Here is a 16,964-nt window from a genome sequence, read left to right as displayed (position 1 = left end):
AATAAATGTTATAATGAACTTGAAAATAACGATACAATTTAAGGAGTATTATTATGAACACAAATTCACACATTACTAGTGAGAAGTTGGCTCTTTTTAACTTGCAAATAGAAAAGAATAAGAAATTGCCTGGACCTTTAATGCCTACGCTTCATGATGCGCAGCATATTTTTGGTTATATACCGATTTCTATTCAGAAAATCATCTCCAAAGAGCTTAATGAAAGCATCGCGAAAATTAATGGAGTAGTTACTTTTTATGGTAATTTCTCAGTTGTTCCAAAAGGAAAAAAGACCATTGGTGTCTGTTTAGGTACAGCATGTTATGTTCGCGGATCACAAACTATTATGGATACACTTGAAGATGAACTTAAAGTGAAATCAGGAGAAACTACAAAAGATGGAGAATTTACACTTTGTGCAACTAGATGTGTTGGTGCCTGTGGTCTTGCTCCTGTGTTTTCTATAGGAGAACATATATACGGAAATGCAAGTGTAACTAAGACAAGACAAGTACTCAAAGAAATGAAGGAAAATAAAGATGAAATTATTTGACATTGTTTCTAAGTATGATTGTAAAGTTTATACACCTGATATTATGAGAAACATAGAAATTAACTATGCTTTCTGTTCTGATCTAATGAGTGATGCATTAATGATACTTAACTCAGTTAAAGATAACGGGATTCTTAGTCATAGTGTTTTAATTACAGGTTTAACAAATAATCAATCTATTAGAACTGCTGAAATGCTAGATGTAGAAGTGGTCCTTTTAGTTCGCGGAAAAATACCCTCAACTAAAGTTATAGATTTGGCTAATGAATCTAATATTATGCTAATTGCTACAGAATCTACGATGTTTAATACAAGTGGCATGATGTACCAAGATGGTATCAAAGGGGTTCGTTATCATCAACAATGGTAGACAAAGAATATCAAATTATCGCAAACAACTTTGATTTAGCTGGGCGAGCTTCTAGCGATATAAAAAGGACTTTAAAAGAACTCAATATTAATCCAGGTATTATAAAAAAAGTATGTGCATCATCTTATGAAGCTGAAATCAATGTGGTTATTCATTCTGTTGGAGGTTATGCGACATTTCATATAGATGAAGATGAGATTGTATTAGATTTCTATGACGATGGACCTGGCATTTTCGATATTGAGTTAGCAATGCTCGAAGGATATACAACAGCAAATTCGATTGCAAATTCCAATGGGTTTGGTGCAGGTATGGGATTATCCAATATTAAAAGATCAGCAGATAAACTAGAAATTGAGTCCGATGAGTTTGGCACACACCTTAGAGCAACTTTCTTTCTTCGAGGTAATCAACATGAAGATTTCTAGCATCTTATCTAAAGATTTTACTTTATTGACGAATAATTTAAACATTGAATATGAAGGTTGTTATGCTACAGATTTATTGAGTGCAGCAATCAAAAGTGCAAACCCAAACAATCTTTTAGTAACAATTATTAGTCATTCAACAACGATTGCTCTAGCAATAATGATTGATCTAAAAGCTATTATCATTTCAGAAAATAGACCAATTTCAAATGAAATGATTCAAAAAGCAAATGATGAGTCAATTGCATTAATACAAACACCAATGAAAACACATGAAGTCATTATCAATTTATTTCAAAGAGGATTGATATGAAATATTATTACGATCTACACATTCACTCTGTGCTTTCACCTTGTGCTGATGACTTGATGACACCTAACAATATTTTTAACATGGCCAATTTGAAAAAATTGAATATTATATCAGTAACGGATCACAACTCACTTAAACAACTTTCTATTTGCTATGAACTGTCACAAAGTTATGATATGCTTTTTATTCCAGGAGTAGAACTAGAAGTTCAAGAAGGATTTCATTTGCTATGCTATTTTAAACATGTTGATGAAGCTTTAGCTTTCGATGCATTTTTAGAATCACATATACATAAACAAAGATATGATCATGAATTATACGGAAAACAGGCAATAACTAATCTTGATGATGAGATTATTGACTACTTTCCTTATCATTTAACAAATTCTCTTACTCTTTCCTTTGAAGATTTACTTTTTTCTTTGAAACACTATGATCATATCCTAGTTTATGCCCATCTTAATCGAGAGAAAAATAGTGGGTTATCTTATTTAAATCAGTATCCGCTAGACGCTATTGAATTAACAAAGCACGTTCAAGCTGGTTTTATTCATCAACATCAGCTAACAAATCATAAGATATTATTCAATTCAGATGCTCATCAAATCATAGACATTTCAGAAATTAACGATAAAAATGAAATGGAGTTAGAAAGCTTAACTATAGAGGCTTTCTTTGAGTATTTTAATAATGGATGATTTAGCTACTTATTTATTAGATATAGTTCAAAACTCAATTCAAGCAAAAGCATCGATGATTCAACTTTCAGTTGTTGAAGAAGATGAACTAAAAATTAAGGTCATCGATAATGGTATTGGTATGTCTGATACTGTTCTTGCACAAGTGACATCTCCTTTTTATACGACAAGGACGACAAGGAGAGTTGGGTTAGGATTACCGCTTATTAAGATGCTTTGTGAACAAACAGATGGAGACTTTAGATTAGAGTCTACTGAAGGTTTGGGTACGTCATTATATTTAATGATGCACCATCATCATCTTGACATGCCACCGATAGGCAATCTTGGAGAAATGATTTATACGATCAGTATCCATCAAGATGTCAGTGAATTTATTTTTACCTATGAATCAAGACAAAACAAATATACTTATCAATTATCAGAAATCAAACGTATTTTTGGACAAACATTAACAACTTATTCAATTATGCAAGGATTAATAGATCATATTAATCAAGAAATAGAACTTAGACGAGGTGGCTTATGAAATCTTTAGAAGACTTAAAAAAATTAAGAGATGAAGCTTTAAAAAGAATGAATATGCGTTATGTTAAAAACGGATATCGAGTTCAAATTGGCATGGGAACGTGTGGTATAGCTTCAGGTGCGAAACCCGTGTTAGCGGCATTTTTAGAGCTTGTTGAGTATCATAATCTCAATAATGTCACGGTAACGCAAGTAGGATGTATGGGTGAATGTACATATGAACCGATGGTTGAAATCATAGATGAGGCTGGACAGGCTTTTGTTTACTGCAATGTAACAACTGATATGGCAAAGCAAATCATTGAAAAACATATACAAAGCAATCAACCCATTGATAAGTATTTATTATCAACTAGAAAGGGTTAGGTGATGTTATGTTAGAAAGAATACAGGTTCTTATTTGTGGGGGTACGGGTTGTTTAAGTTCACAGGCAAAACAAATCAAAGAAAAATTTGAAGAACAATTAGAATTAATGGATATGAAAAACGAAGTTGGATTGATTTTGACGGGATGTTTTGGCTTGTGTGAAAAAGGACCTGTCGTTATTGTATATCCTGGAGAAACTTTTTATACACATGTCAAAATAGAAGATGTTATAACAATTTGCCAAGAACATTTATTAAAGGGTAGACCAGTTGAAAAATTGATGATGAAAGATCCAATTGAGAAAACTAAGATTAAAAACATAAGCCAGTTGAAGTTTTATTCTAAACAAAAAAGAATTGCCTTAAGAAATTGTGGGAATATCAATCCTTTAAATATCGAAGAATACATTGCAAAAGATGGATATCAAGCACTTGCTGATGTTTTAACGAAACATACACCTCAAGAAACAATTGACACTATGATTGAATCAGGATTAAGAGGTCGTGGTGGCGGGGGCTTTTCAACAGGCAAAAAATGGCAGTTCGCAAAGGATTCTGTTTCAGAACAAAAATATGTCATATGTAATGCTGATGAGGGTGATCCAGGAGCATTTATGGATCGTGCCATTTTAGAAGGTGACCCACACTCAGTATTAGAAGCGATGGCAATATGTGGATATGCAATTGGAGCAAATCAAGGATATATTTATGTCCGTGCCGAATATCCAGTTGCTGTTGAAAGATTAAATATCGCAATCAATCAAGCAAAACAGTTTGAGTTGCTTGGAAAAAATATCTTTGGTACATCATTTAGTTTTAATATCGAAATTCGCTTAGGAGCTGGTGCGTTCGTCTGTGGTGAGGAAACTGCATTAATCGCATCGATTGAAGGTTATCGAGGTATGCCTCGATTAAAACCTCCATTTCCAGCTGTTCGCGGTTTATGGGGTAAACCAACAAACGTCAATAACGTAGAAACATTAGCTAACATTCCTGTTATATTTCTTAAAGGTGCAAAGTGGTTTAAGACAATAGGTACAGAAAAGTCAAGTGGAACCAAAGTGTTTGCACTTGGAGGAAAAATCAATAATACAGGTTTAGTTGAAGTCCCAATGGGAACAACACTTCGCGAGATCGTTTTTGATATTGGTGGTGGTATCCCAAATAAAAGAAAGTTTAAAGCGATACAAACAGGTGGTCCATCAGGTGGATGTATCACAGAAAAGGATTTGGATACACCAATAGATTTTGAAAATCTTACTGCCTTAGGTTCAATGATGGGTAGTGGTGGAATGATCGTGATGGACGAAGACAACTGTATGGTTGATGTTGCTAGATTTTATCTAGACTTTACTGTCGAAGAATCGTGTGGAAAATGTACACCATGTCGTGAAGGCACCAAACAAATGCTAGTTATTCTCAATAAAATTTGTGAAGGTCTTGGAACATTAAAAGATCTTGAAGAATTAGAAAAACTAGGACATATGATTCAAGAGACATCTTTGTGTGGTCTTGGTCAAACAGCACCTAATCCAGTCTTATCAACACTTAAAGATTTTAAACATGAATATCTTGCACATGTCGTCGATAAGACATGTACAGCAGGTGTTTGTAGAGAGTTAACAAACTTTGTGATTGACGATCATTGTATTGGTTGCACCAAATGTGCTAAAAGTTGCCCAGTTAACGCAATTTCCGGTTGGCCTAAGCAACTTCATGTTATCGATTTAGAATTATGTATACGCTGTGGAGAATGTAAGAAAGCATGCCCTGTAAATGCAATTACGAGCTCACCACTTCATCAGGAGGCACGCATATGATCAAAGATATTCAGATTAAAATAAATGGAAGAGATATCGTTGCAAAATCAAATGAGACCATTTTAAAAGCAGCCGAAAGAGAAGGTGTTTTTATACCTAGACTTTGTTATTTTGAGGGTGTCCATGAAGAAGGAAATTGCCGTGTTTGTTCTGTTAAAATCAACGGGCAAAAGAATTTAAAGCCAGCATGTAAAACATTAGTTGCGGAAAATATGGATATCATCACTGACGATGTAGATGTATATGAATCAGTATCCATGAATCTAGAACTTTTATCACATAAACATCACTTTGAATGTTTTAATTGTTCAAGAGAAGATAATTGTGAATTTCTAGATTTGCTTAGAACATATAACATTGAAAATGAGCTAACCCATTTATATGGAAAACATGACGCCCCAAGATACTTTTCAGATTCTTCAGGTGTAATGACCATTGATAGTAGTAAATGTATTTTATGTGGTAGATGTGTTTCTGCATGTGAATCCTTTACAGGACTAAATATTTTAAACTATAATCAACGTGGTTCAGAAACATACATTGGACCTGCATTATTTCATAATCTTGAAGACTCTGGTTGTATTTATTGTGGGAAATGTATTCAAGCATGTCCAACAGGAGCTCTACGAGAAAAAGATGATATCAAACAACTAGAATTGGAATTAAGAAATCCAAATAAAACGATTATCGTTCAAGTTGCTCCATCGATTAGAGCAACACTTGGTGAAGAATTTGGTTATCCTATTGGAACCAATGTTGAAGGTAAAATGTTAGCTGCTCTAAGAGCATTAGGTGTTGACCAAATTATGGATACAAATTTTACTGCAGATTTAACCATATTAGAAGAAGGAACTGAATTTATTGAAAGATTAAATCAAAATGGTCCCTTCCCAATGTTTACATCATGTTCACCAGGTTGGGTTAACTATTTAGAGTTATATCAACCAAACTATATTCCAAATTTATCATCATGTAAATCACCACAACAAATGGCTGGTGCATTAATAAAAACCTATTATGCTGATAAACTAAAATTAGATCCAAAAAATATTGTATCCGTATCCATCATGCCTTGTATCGCTAAAAAAGCAGAAGCTAAAAGACCAGACATGGGCAGAGATGGGTATCAAGATGTTGATATTGTCTTGACGACAAGAGAATTAGCAAGAATGATTAAAAGACATAAAATCAATTTTAGAGAACTAGAACCCATTCAAGCATTTGGAGAGTTATCTTCTTATACCGGAGCTGGAACGATATTTGGAGCTACAGGTGGCGTAATGGAAGCAGCTTTAAGGACAGTCACCGAGGTTTTAGAAGGTAAGACAACTCCCATAGAGTTTAAAGAACTAAGAGGCAACGCTGACATTAAAGAAGCAACTTATATGATCTTAGGTAAACCCATTCATGTTGCAGTCGTTCATGGTGGTAAAGCTATCCAAACATTCTTTGAAGAAATGGAAAAGAACAATAAGAAATATCATTTCGTAGAAATTATGGGTTGTACAGGTGGTTGTATCAATGGTGGTGGACAACCTATTGTTCCAGCACACATTTATGAAAAAACTGATATTCGTTCATTAAGAGCAGCAGTTTTATATGATATTGATTCACATCAAACATTTCGTAAATCTCATCAAAACACATTCGTTCAAGACTTATACACACAGTTTTTAGAAAAACCAAACTCGCATCGTTCACATGAATTATTACATACAACATACAAGAAACGGGAAAGTTATCAAAATATATCATGATATAAGAAAGGAGCAACATGAAAAAACTATACATCATTCTTTTAATTTTAATGATTCTAGCAGGATGTAAAAAAACAGAAGAAATTACCATGATTGTTCCTTTTGGAAGTCCTCAATTATCACAGCTAAAGATGCAACAAAGCAAAGATTATAAAATAGACATTGTCCAAGGAGCAGACCCTTTAGTAGCTGCTTTTGGTTCAGGTTCTCATGATGTAATCTTTGCTCCTACTAATCTTGGTGCTAAATTATATCAATCAAAACAAACTTATCAATTACTTGCAACCATTGTTTGGGGAAACTATTATCTCGTTACTCAAAGATCAGATATTACTCATCTTCAAGACTTAAATGAAGAAGAAATTATAGTCTTTGGACAAAATCAAACTTCAGATATTCTGATTAAATACTTAATAGATTTCTATGATATTTCTTGTCAAATCACTTATGTTGATTCGGTTGCAACCGCATCATCACTATTTATTGCAGATACAAATCAAATCGTATTGGTTGCAGAACCTTCATATGCACACTTAAAAAATATTTATCCATCATTGCAATCCATCGATATTCAAGCATATTACAAACTTGCAACTTCCAATAAAGCAATACCACAAGCGAGCGTGTTTGTTAAAAACACATTATCAGAACAGCAACTGATTAAGATACAAAATGATTTACAAGAATCAATAGAATTTATTCAGCAAAACCCTTTACAAGCTGCACAATTAGCAGTTTCACTAGGTATGAATATTGATATTGATGTCTTATCAAATTCGATATCTTCAGGCTATATAGATTACATTTCTGCTCAACAGGCAAAATCGGATATTATATCTTATTTTGAAATGATACTCATTAATCATCCAACACTTATAGGCAATCAGTTACCGGATGCATCTTTTTATCGAGGTGATTTAGGATAAAAAAAACAGCGTGGTTATCTTTTTCCATCTTCATGTTTTTCTTAATATGGGTATCTGCATATGTGATTGTTGATCACCCATTGCTTTTACCATCTCCGATTCAAGTTCTCAAAGCTATCGGAGCTATTTTAACGAATACAAGTGAACTATCAGTTATTGGTGTTTCACTATTTAGATTATTTCTATCGATTATACTATCTTCATTACTGGGCATTTCATTAGGCATCTTTTCTGGATTGAATAAGCAGATAGAGTTAGTCGTCAAACCCCATGTAACATTTCTCAAAACAATACCAATTTTATCAATCATCGTCATTTTACTTATCTTATTTGGTTTTACATATGCACCTTATATCATTACCTTCTTGATGCTATTCCCACTTTTTTATCAAGCAGCAAATCAAGGTGTGAAATCAATAGATCAAGAGTTAATTGATGTCTATCATTTAGAAAAACACAATCTTTACTTAGGGATCAAATATCTCTACTTACCCTTGGTAAAACCTTATTTATATTTAGCATTTTTCCAATCATTTGGATTAGGACTCAAAGTCTTAGTTATGGCTGAATACCTATCACAAACAAGAAACTCAATGGGTAATGCTCTTTATCTAGCAAAAGTTAATCTTGCGTATGATCATGTTTTTGCATGGTCCTTCATCTTGATTATCATTACGCTTCTTGTAGAATACAAAGTTCAAAAGTATCAATATGAAGAAAATTAAATCAAATTTTCAATCAACATAAAAATAATTCAAAAGTCTTTCAATATCGGTTGACTAAAATATAGTCTTTCATGTATAATAATAGTGTTTCCCCAACCTTTTGTGCGGGGAGACGCATGAATTGGTCCTAGTGTCTACATCCCCCCCAGACATTAGGGCTTTTTTTTATAAATCATATGCTATAATATAGTCAGTGAAAAACGTTAAAAAGGAGATATAAATCATGGCTTTTATTGAATGTCAAATTAGATCTTTTGTTTTAGAAATGAATGTAAGTGTCAATGTATTAATCCCACAGGACATTAAAAAAGATGAGAAGGTTAAAGTTTTATATTTGCTGCATGGGTATATAGGTAACCATACTGATTGGATGAGATATTCATCAATTGAACGTTATGCACAAAATCACCGTTTAGCAATCATTATGCCAGCTGCATATAATAGTTATTACACCAATATGGCTAATGGTTTTAAATATTTTACTTTTATCTCAGAGGAACTACCAAATATTATGGAATCATTGTTTCCAATATCTAATCATAGAGAAGATAATTACGTTTGTGGACTCTCAATGGGTGGATATGGTGCATTCAAAATAGCATTAACATATCCCAACAAGTTTTCAAAAGCAGCAAGCCTTTCCGGTGCTTTAGATGTTGATACACTCCTAAGAGAAAATGAAGATAAAAGCAGAGAACAGTTCTTCAAATCTATATTTGGAAATGATCCTATAACGAATACAAAAAATGATTTATTTTATCTTGCAAAGAAAGCGGATCCAAAACCTGATTTATATATTTGTTGTGGAACAGAAGACTTTTTGTATGAAAATAATCTTCAGTTCAAAGCTTTTCTAACTAAACATCATATCCCGTTTACATATGAAGAATCTAAAGGTGAGCATAATTGGGCATTTTGGGATGCTTATATTCAAAAAGTACTTAGCTGGTTGTATAAAAAATAAAAAAAAGTAGGTTAGAATTGATTTGGAGCTAGCCAATCAAAGAAATATGATAAAATGGAAATAGATACGTAGGAGGTTCATATGAAAAAAACGAACTACGCAAAAACGTCAAAATCAATCCATAGATTGGGTTTTGGGGCATGGCAATTAGGCAACACAGATTTTTGGGGATATATGTCGGTAGATGAAGGCATTTCTTTAGTTAAAACTGCGATTGAAAAGGGCATTAATTTTTTCGACACAGCACCAGGATATGCAGCTGGTTTGAGTGAGTCAATCCTAGGTCAAGCAACTATAGATCACCGAAATGATATTGTGATTAACACAAAATTGGGTCACACAGCTGATGGTGAGACTGACTTTTCTGTATTCTCACTAAAAGAGCAAATTTATGATAGCTTAGAAAGACTTCAAACAAACTATGTTGATAGCGTATTATTACATAATCCTGGAATGGAAATCTTAGAGGGTAAAACACAACATTTTGAAGAACTTGAAAGACTAAAAGAAGAAGGTTTAATAAAAGCATATGGTGTGAGTATTGACACATACGATGAGTTTAAAGCTGTTTTAGACAATGTAAAACTTGATGTTGTAGAAATCTTATTTAATATCTTTTTTCAAGAAACGATTCCTCTATTTAAAAAGGCAAAAGAAAAAGGGATTTCTATTATCGCTAAAGTGCCACTTGATTCAGGTTGGTTAACTGGTAAATATGATGAACTATCAGAATTTGAAGGTATTCGCTCAAGATGGGATGATGAAACAATTGAACAACGTGCGTCACTTGTTAAGGATTTAAAGAAAATCACAAAATCTGAGAGTTTAACGAAATATGCAATCTCATTTGTTCTAAGTTTTCCAGAAATCACAGCTGTTATACCAGGTATTAGAAATGTAGAACAATTAGAAGATCATATTCAAAATGCAGACTTTGAATTACCACAGGATATTAAGGAAAAATTCATTGAGTTATACAACAAGAAAATTAAAGATAATCCATTATTTTGGTAAAAGAAAAAACGGTCAATCTAAAGTGATTGACCATTTCTTTTTTCAAGATACTGTTGTTAAGTTCAGCGTATCATCTTGAATATTCAAATATGAACAGAGTATCATACTTTTAAAAGGTTTGAATATCAAAGTTCTATTCCATTATATAAGATTATTTAAAAAAAACAAGATGGAATATATAAAAATCTGCAAAATAAGTGTTTTCATATTATAATAAGACTGATACAAACTTAAAGGGGTACTATATGGGAACATTAATCAATGTAGGAGCAATCATTATAGCAAGCATTTTAGGTGTCATTTTTAAAAGAGGATTGCCTGAAAAAATACAAAAAAGTATTATGCTCGTTTTAGGTTTAGGATTAATTGCACTTTCTTTAGGATGGTTTCTTAAAGATTTTTTAATCGTTAATCAAGATGGTATTTCTACACATAGTGATTTATTAATTATTATTTCACTTGTTATAGGTGTGATGATTGGTGAATGGATTGATATTGATATGAGATTAAACAGATGGGCTGAAAACGTCGAAAAGAAGTACAATCTTCCTCCGCTTGCTAAAGGTTTTATTGCAGGTACACTTATATTTTGTGTTGGAGCAATGGCAATCGTTGGTTCCATTCAAGATGGATTATATGGGGATATCACAACATTAGTCATCAAAAGTGCATTAGACTTTATTACAGCGATGATTTTAGCTTCTGTATTAGGTATTGGAGTCATCTTTTCAGCATTTAGTGTTTTAATATATCAAGGTTCATTAACATTGCTCGCAATGACATCAACAGATATATTATCTATTGAAATGATTAAAGCTGTTTCTATGGTTGGTAATATCTTATTAATTGCTATAGGCTTTAATTTTATGGAGATTAAAAAAATAAAAGTAGCGAATATGCTACCAGCTATTTTTATTCCAATTTTATACTATTTAGTTATTTCTTTATTTTAGGAGGTATTATGGCTGAATTAAAGACAAAAGCAAATCAATTATCAGTAAGTGGATATTTGTCTAAGTTTGATCATCAAAAACAACAAGACGCAACTATATTAATCAATATGATTAAAGAGCTCACTGGAGAAGATCCTGTTATGTGGGGGTCATCAATTATAGGCTTTGGCAATAAAAGATATACTTATGAATCGGGTAGACAAATCGATTATTTTCTCATTGGGTTTGCCTTAAGGAAAAAGGCAATTACCATTTACTTGATGATAGATTTACAAAATAAAATATTAGACCATATAGGAAAACATGATAAAGGAGTTGGTTGTTTGTATATTAAATCGCTTGAAGAAGTTAATATAGAGGCACTTAAAGATTTATGCCAGCAATCCATCATTGAGGCAATGAAAAGAAAATGAGTAAATGTAAGATTTGCGGAAACAAAACGATATCTTATCCACATCCAAGATTTGATATGTTATTTCATGAATGCAAACAATGTGAATTTATTTTTAAAGATCAATCAAATTATCTATCATTAGATGATGAGTTAAAAGTATATAACAATCATCAAAATGATGAAAGCAATATTGGATATATCAATTTTTTAACGAACTTTATAGATGCTGCTATTATGCCATACATTCAAAAAGGTGATGTATTAGACTTTGGTAGCGGACCTAATCCTGTATTAGCAAAAATAATGAGAGAACAGTATCTATTTAATGTCGATATCTATGATCCATTCTACTCACCTAAAAAAGTTTATGAAAATAAAGAGTATAATCTCATAACATCAACAGAAGTTATTGAACACTTAAGTGAACCAACAAATGAAATAAAAATGTTAGTCAATCATCTAAAACCAAACGGTGTTATATCTCTTATGACATTATTCCATCCAAGAGATCGAAACAAGTTTTTTGATTGGTTTTATATTAGAGATACAACACATATTTCTTTTTACACACCCAAAACGATTGACTGTATTGCTAAGCAATTTAATCTGAAAGTTATTTATACAAATGAATATCGATATATTGTTTTAAAGAAAGCGACTTAATGAGCCATCATTAAATCGTTTTTTTAACTAGATGTGCAAATCCTTCTTTTTAAAAATATATATACCTGAAAAATATAAAGCAAAAGTTAATAGAAGCAAAATGCTAACATTTAAATATACACGATTACTTTGTATAACTGCATCATTTGTATCAAACAGGGAAAACACAGTGAAATATTTAAGAAAATCTAGGTCAGTTGAAACATTAGACAACATGTTAATTACAAAGAAGCCAATAGGAATACCTGCTCCAAATCCCGAGGCAAATCTGCTCTCATTAAAAAGACAGGATGATAAGAAGCTTATACCTCCCAATAAAGATAACAACGCAATAAGATTAAAATTTAGCAAGAAATAGCTATAGAGTTTCATCTGGCCAGGAAACATTAATTCAGAAAACCCTAAATTAATAAGTGCTACAACTGAAATAAGTATAAAAATACTAACCGACATATAGAATGCTTGAGTAACTGAAATTTTTTGTCTTGTATTAGGTGTCGATAATAAGAAACTCATCGATCCCGAATCTACATATTTAGCAATCATTCTAGGACCCAATACGATGATATAAATCATCGGGAACATCAACATGATGAAACCATAAAGATAACCACCAACAAAACCAAACAAAGAAGGTTCAAGTAGTTGAAAACCCATAGCATTCAGCATGGTTGGTGAAAAAAGCTCAAACATTGAGTCCCATGCTCCCAAATCATCGGGATTATACATACCAATAATAATTGAAGAATACATCATTAAGACGAGAAAGAAGATGATAAAAATAAAATAATTCGACTTTAATGTGGCCTTTAATAGTGCTTTATTCATTGGAATCACCACTTTCATAATATTTCATAAAAATCTTTTCAAGAGATTGCTTTTTTAAATCAAATGAAACGACTTTACATTTGGATAATTCCATAATTAACGGATTAATATCTCCATAAGTGGTGATTTCTAGATCAAGACCTTTTTGTTTAACTATCTCTAGGGTTGAACTATTAATTTTTTCAATATCACTTTTAGAAGCGAGAGAAACCATAAATACTTTTCTCTGTTCTTTTTTTAATGTCTTTATGTCTTCTAGAGCAACAAGTTTTCCATTCTTAATAATACCAGCACGATCACAAGTTCTTTCAATTTCTTCGAAACTATGCGATGACATAAGAATGGTTGTTCCTTTTGATTTCTCTTGATGAATTAAATCTACGAACTTGGTTTGCATAAGTGGATCAAGTCCACTAGTAGGTTCATCTAATATTAATATTTTTGGATGATGCATAAATGCTGAAACCAAACCAAGCTTTTGTTTCATACCTTTTGACATTTTTCTAATTTTTACAGAGACATCTAAATCCCAAAAATGAATCAGTTCATTCATTCTATCGTGGTTGATCAACCCTCGCATTTCTGATAACAATCTAAGAAATGATAAACCAGTCATTTGATCAAAAAAAGCAATTTCACCAGACAAATAACCAATATCTTCTTGTAGTTTTGCTGCAAAATCATGTGTGTCCATTCCCATAATGGAACACGATCCTGAGTCAGAATGTATAAATCCTAATAGGTGACGTATGGTTGTCGTTTTGCCAGCACCATTTGGTCCAATGAAACCAAAAACTTCACCTTCATTGACTTGGAATGACAAATCAAAAACACCTTTATTAGGTCCATATGACTTTGTCAAATTATTGATTTGTATCATTTTTTACCTCCGGATCTATTTTGTAAACTTACCACTTATATTATACCTAACATCGTATATTGTCAAATATGTAAAACATATTCGAAAAAAAATGATATGATAAATGGTAAGGAGTGATGGGAAATATGCAAAAAATAGCTATTGTAACAGGTGCCTCATCAGGCATCGGTAAAACGAATGTTGAGCTTTTATTAAAAGAACGAGTACATGTTATTGCTTTAGCAAGAAACCTAGAAAAAATAGAAACAGTAAAAAAAGAACTTGAACCACTAACAAAGCATGCAAATCTTGATTTTGTTGTAGGTGATTTATCCGATAATAAATCAACTCATCAAGCTGGGAAAGATTTAGTTAGTTTTGTCAATAAAAAATATCAAGGTAAACTTGACATATTAATGAATGTAGCAGGTCGAGTTACTTCAGGTTATCACGAGAATGAAGACGGAAATGAAGTAACATTTGCGACAAATCATTTATCTGTGTTTATTTTGACATATCACTTAACACCTTTATTAAAAAAATCTGATGATCCACGAGTTTTGGTAGTCAGTTCATTATCACATTATCGTGCATCTATTAATTGGAAGAACATCCAAAACAAAAAGTTTTACAATATCTTAAAGGCATATAAACGATCAAAACTATATAATGTTTTTTTTGTTAAAGCATACGCAAAAAGGTTTAAGGATATCCCTATTTTTGCTATTGACCCAGGTTTGGTTAAAACAGAAATTGGTGGGAAAAATACGACTGGTTTAGCAAGATTTGTTTGGAACTTAAGAAAAAGTGGAGGAACTGATGTATATTATCCTTCCAAGTTTATGGTTGATGTAGCTTTAAAACCAGAATATAAAACTTTTTCAGGGCATTATATTAAAGAAGGAAAATCCATTAAATCTAACAAAATAACATACAACGATGAGCATGCAAATAAATTGTGGTCATACTCGGAGGCACTAACATCTATAGATTTTAAATGATTTATAATATATTATAATTGAACTGAAGGTGATTTGATGATTAAAATAATAAAGATATTTTTTATTGTAGTTTTATCCTTTGTTACATTGTTTTTCTTAATTGTTATGCGTTTATTCGCCATTAAAATCAATGATTCAATCATTCAAACAAATCATATGAAAAGATTAAACAACTATTATGAGAGCAGTTCATTTGAACCCGTAGATGAAAGTGAATTTATTAATTTTGATCCACTAGATGAATCCATCAAATTAAACGAGATCCAAATACTTGCTACGCATAATAGCTATAAAAAAACCGGTGCTGCTTTAGGCAGGCTCTTTGTTGGTCTAGGCGATAGTTTTGAAGAAGCACGTGCTCTGAAATACGGTTACGAGAACTTAACAACACAATTTGAGTCTGGCATTCGCAGCATGGAGTTTGATGTTAGAATGCGTAAAGAACAATTTGTTTTAACACATGTTCCACTAGTTGACAATAGTAGTGTTGCTCCAAGTTTTGAACTAGCACTGGAAGAAATCTATTTATTTTCAACAAATCATCCGAACCATATACCAATCATTATTCTAATGGAAATCAAAAACGATTGGATGATTTTAGATCATGCACTTCAACATATTGAATCTGAGCAGTTATTAAAATTAAACACAGTAATTATTGATAAACTAGGTGATCGACTTTTTCAACCCAATGATATGCTTGAAAGTGGTAAAAAACTAAATGAAACGATACAAACAACAGGGTGGCCATCCGTTTTTAGTTTATTAGGCAAAGTCATTTTTGTTCTACATCCTGGAGATTTTACTGACATGTATTATGAACTAGATACTTCACTAGAGACACAACCAATGTTTATCGGGTTATACTCAAATCAAATTGATCGTAATTATGCATCTTTTATCGTTCATAATCAACCAGATGTTCAAACAATTCGTTCACTTGTAGACTCAAATCTAATTGTTAGAACAAGAATTGATTCTGGTTTAGTCTTTAATCAACAAAGATATCTAGACGCAATATCTAGTGGAGCTCAAATCCTAACCTCTGATTTCACCATCGGAAGAAGTGATTTAAAAGTTGATGAAATGATTTTTTTGGCAAATGAAAAGTTGATTATTAAAAGAATAGATGATTAATCATTAGATTCGAGTTGCTAATCATTTGAATTCATGTATAATAGTAATACACTATTTTTTTCAATGGGAGGATATTATGGGCGTTATTTATAAAGAAGAAAACAGACTTAATGATTCTAAAAAGTATGACATCGTTGTTAAAATGTTAGAAGATCGAGGTGTAATTCTTGAGGACATTGCGCAAATTACACTTGATTTACAAATCAAATATTTGCCATCTTTATCATTTGAGTTGTGTCTTGAGCATGTTCAAAGAGTCGTGATGAAAAGAGAAGTACAAAATGCTGTGTTAACTGGCTTAGAATTGGATATATTAGCAGAAAAAGGGTTACTATCAGAACCTCTTTCAACCATGTTAATGACTGATTATGGATTATATGGTATTGATGAAGTTTTAGCACTTGCCATCGTTAATGTTTATGGATCTATTGGATTTACCAATTTTGGATACGTTGATAAATCAAAACCTGGTATTATTGGTAGATTAGATGAAGAAGGAAAACAAGAAGGTAAATGCAATACATTTTTAGATGATATTGTAGGTGCTATTGCTGCTGCAGCAGCAAGTTCAATCGCACATAGATTTGCCACGTGAACTACTCCCACCACTTAATGAAAACCATTAGAAGTGGGGGCTTCTTGGGTAAAACAGACCCGTGTCTATTA

Annotated in this window: 21 protein-coding genes; 19 read left to right on the top strand and 2 right to left on the bottom strand. The window is 32.1% G+C overall.

What is annotated here, in order from left to right; genetic code table 11:
* The first annotated feature begins 53 nt into the window (after positions 1-53).
* The 16 genes from QJ521_RS03970 (at position 54) to QJ521_RS03895 (ending at position 12,473) form a co-directional block, all read left to right on the top strand.
* On the top strand, positions 54-554 hold the full coding sequence (locus tag QJ521_RS03970) for an NADH-quinone oxidoreductase subunit NuoE family protein (protein ID WP_282839137.1): 501 nt from the start codon (positions 54-56) through the stop codon (positions 552-554).
* Positions 541-924: a hypothetical protein gene (locus QJ521_RS03965; RefSeq protein WP_282839136.1), complete on the top strand. Its 384-nt coding sequence runs from the start codon at positions 541-543 to the stop codon at positions 922-924. The genes QJ521_RS03970 and QJ521_RS03965 overlap by 14 nt, the downstream gene beginning before the upstream one ends.
* A complete protein-coding gene (locus QJ521_RS03960) occupies positions 918-1,352 on the top strand; it encodes an ATP-binding protein (protein WP_282839135.1) in 435 nt (144 codons plus the stop codon). The genes QJ521_RS03965 and QJ521_RS03960 overlap by 7 nt, the downstream gene beginning before the upstream one ends.
* Complete coding sequence (locus QJ521_RS03955) at positions 1,339-1,665, top strand: hypothetical protein (RefSeq protein ID WP_282839134.1); 327 nt, start codon at positions 1,339-1,341, stop codon at positions 1,663-1,665. Before QJ521_RS03960 ends, QJ521_RS03955 begins: the two co-directional genes overlap by 14 nt.
* Entirely contained in the window at positions 1,662-2,363 is a 702-nt protein-coding gene (locus QJ521_RS03950) for a PHP domain-containing protein (RefSeq protein WP_282839133.1), read from the top strand. The genes QJ521_RS03955 and QJ521_RS03950 overlap by 4 nt, the downstream gene beginning before the upstream one ends.
* Positions 2,341-2,892, top strand: coding sequence for an ATP-binding protein (locus tag QJ521_RS03945; RefSeq protein WP_282839131.1), 552 nt, complete (start codon positions 2,341-2,343; stop codon positions 2,890-2,892). The genes QJ521_RS03950 and QJ521_RS03945 overlap by 23 nt, the downstream gene beginning before the upstream one ends.
* Entirely contained in the window at positions 2,889-3,257 is a 369-nt protein-coding gene (locus tag QJ521_RS03940; RefSeq protein WP_282839130.1) for a (2Fe-2S) ferredoxin domain-containing protein, read from the top strand. The genes QJ521_RS03945 and QJ521_RS03940 overlap by 4 nt, the downstream gene beginning before the upstream one ends.
* Positions 3,258-3,265: 8 nt before the next feature.
* Positions 3,266-5,077: an NADH-quinone oxidoreductase subunit NuoF gene (locus QJ521_RS03935; RefSeq protein WP_282839128.1), complete on the top strand. Its 1,812-nt coding sequence runs from the start codon at positions 3,266-3,268 to the stop codon at positions 5,075-5,077.
* Positions 5,074-6,834, top strand: a complete 1,761-nt coding sequence (locus QJ521_RS03930; protein WP_282839127.1) for a 2Fe-2S iron-sulfur cluster binding domain-containing protein — start codon at positions 5,074-5,076, stop codon at positions 6,832-6,834. Before QJ521_RS03935 ends, QJ521_RS03930 begins: the two co-directional genes overlap by 4 nt.
* Positions 6,835-6,851: 17 nt before the next feature.
* A complete protein-coding gene (locus QJ521_RS03925; protein WP_282839126.1) occupies positions 6,852-7,760 on the top strand; it encodes a substrate-binding domain-containing protein in 909 nt (302 codons plus the stop codon).
* Positions 7,761-7,822: 62 nt separating this feature from the next.
* Entirely contained in the window at positions 7,823-8,485 is a 663-nt protein-coding gene (locus QJ521_RS03920; RefSeq protein WP_282839125.1) for an ABC transporter permease, read from the top strand.
* Positions 8,486-8,708: 223 nt separating this feature from the next.
* A complete protein-coding gene (locus tag QJ521_RS03915; RefSeq protein ID WP_282839124.1) occupies positions 8,709-9,449 on the top strand; it encodes an alpha/beta hydrolase in 741 nt (246 codons plus the stop codon).
* A gap of 81 nt (positions 9,450-9,530) precedes the next feature.
* Positions 9,531-10,463: an aldo/keto reductase gene (locus tag QJ521_RS03910; RefSeq protein ID WP_282839123.1), complete on the top strand. Its 933-nt coding sequence runs from the start codon at positions 9,531-9,533 to the stop codon at positions 10,461-10,463.
* Between the two features lie 245 nt (positions 10,464-10,708).
* Positions 10,709-11,416, top strand: coding sequence for a DUF554 domain-containing protein (locus QJ521_RS03905; RefSeq protein ID WP_282839122.1), 708 nt, complete (start codon positions 10,709-10,711; stop codon positions 11,414-11,416).
* Between the two features lie 8 nt (positions 11,417-11,424).
* On the top strand, positions 11,425-11,829 hold the full coding sequence (locus QJ521_RS03900; RefSeq protein WP_282839121.1) for a DUF1801 domain-containing protein: 405 nt from the start codon (positions 11,425-11,427) through the stop codon (positions 11,827-11,829).
* Positions 11,826-12,473 (top strand): class I SAM-dependent methyltransferase, encoded by a 648-nt coding sequence (locus QJ521_RS03895; RefSeq protein WP_282839120.1) that lies wholly within the window; start codon positions 11,826-11,828, stop codon positions 12,471-12,473. The genes QJ521_RS03900 and QJ521_RS03895 overlap by 4 nt, the downstream gene beginning before the upstream one ends.
* Positions 12,474-12,500: 27 nt before the next feature.
* Here the strand turns inward: QJ521_RS03895 and QJ521_RS03890 are convergent, their stop codons facing one another.
* Entirely contained in the window at positions 12,501-13,301 is an 801-nt protein-coding gene (locus QJ521_RS03890) for an ABC transporter permease subunit (RefSeq protein WP_282839119.1), read from the bottom strand.
* Positions 13,294-14,181: an ABC transporter ATP-binding protein gene (locus tag QJ521_RS03885; protein WP_282839118.1), complete on the bottom strand. Its 888-nt coding sequence runs from the start codon at positions 14,179-14,181 to the stop codon at positions 13,294-13,296. The genes QJ521_RS03890 and QJ521_RS03885 overlap by 8 nt, the downstream gene beginning before the upstream one ends.
* Before the next feature lie 125 nt (positions 14,182-14,306).
* On the opposite strand from QJ521_RS03885, the gene QJ521_RS03880 reads away from it, so the two are divergent.
* From QJ521_RS03880 to QJ521_RS03870, 3 genes are all read left to right on the top strand, one after another.
* The gene (locus QJ521_RS03880; RefSeq protein WP_282839117.1) at positions 14,307-15,161 is read left to right on the top strand and encodes an SDR family NAD(P)-dependent oxidoreductase; all 855 of its coding nucleotides are present in this window, start codon (positions 14,307-14,309) and stop codon (positions 15,159-15,161) included.
* 36 nt (positions 15,162-15,197) lie between these two features.
* Positions 15,198-16,298: a Ca2+-dependent phosphoinositide-specific phospholipase C gene (locus QJ521_RS03875; protein ID WP_282839116.1), complete on the top strand. Its 1,101-nt coding sequence runs from the start codon at positions 15,198-15,200 to the stop codon at positions 16,296-16,298.
* A gap of 142 nt (positions 16,299-16,440) precedes the next feature.
* A complete protein-coding gene (locus QJ521_RS03870) occupies positions 16,441-16,893 on the top strand; it encodes a phosphatidylglycerophosphatase A family protein (protein WP_347568077.1) in 453 nt (150 codons plus the stop codon).
* The last annotated feature ends 71 nt before the right edge of the window (positions 16,894-16,964 follow it).

Origin of the sequence: Peloplasma aerotolerans, assembly GCF_030012175.1 — a bacterium.
Taxonomy (GTDB): domain Bacteria; phylum Bacillota_I; class Bacilli_A; order Acholeplasmatales; family Acholeplasmataceae; genus Peloplasma; species Peloplasma aerotolerans.
This window is presented reverse-complemented; position numbering and strand designations above follow the sequence as displayed.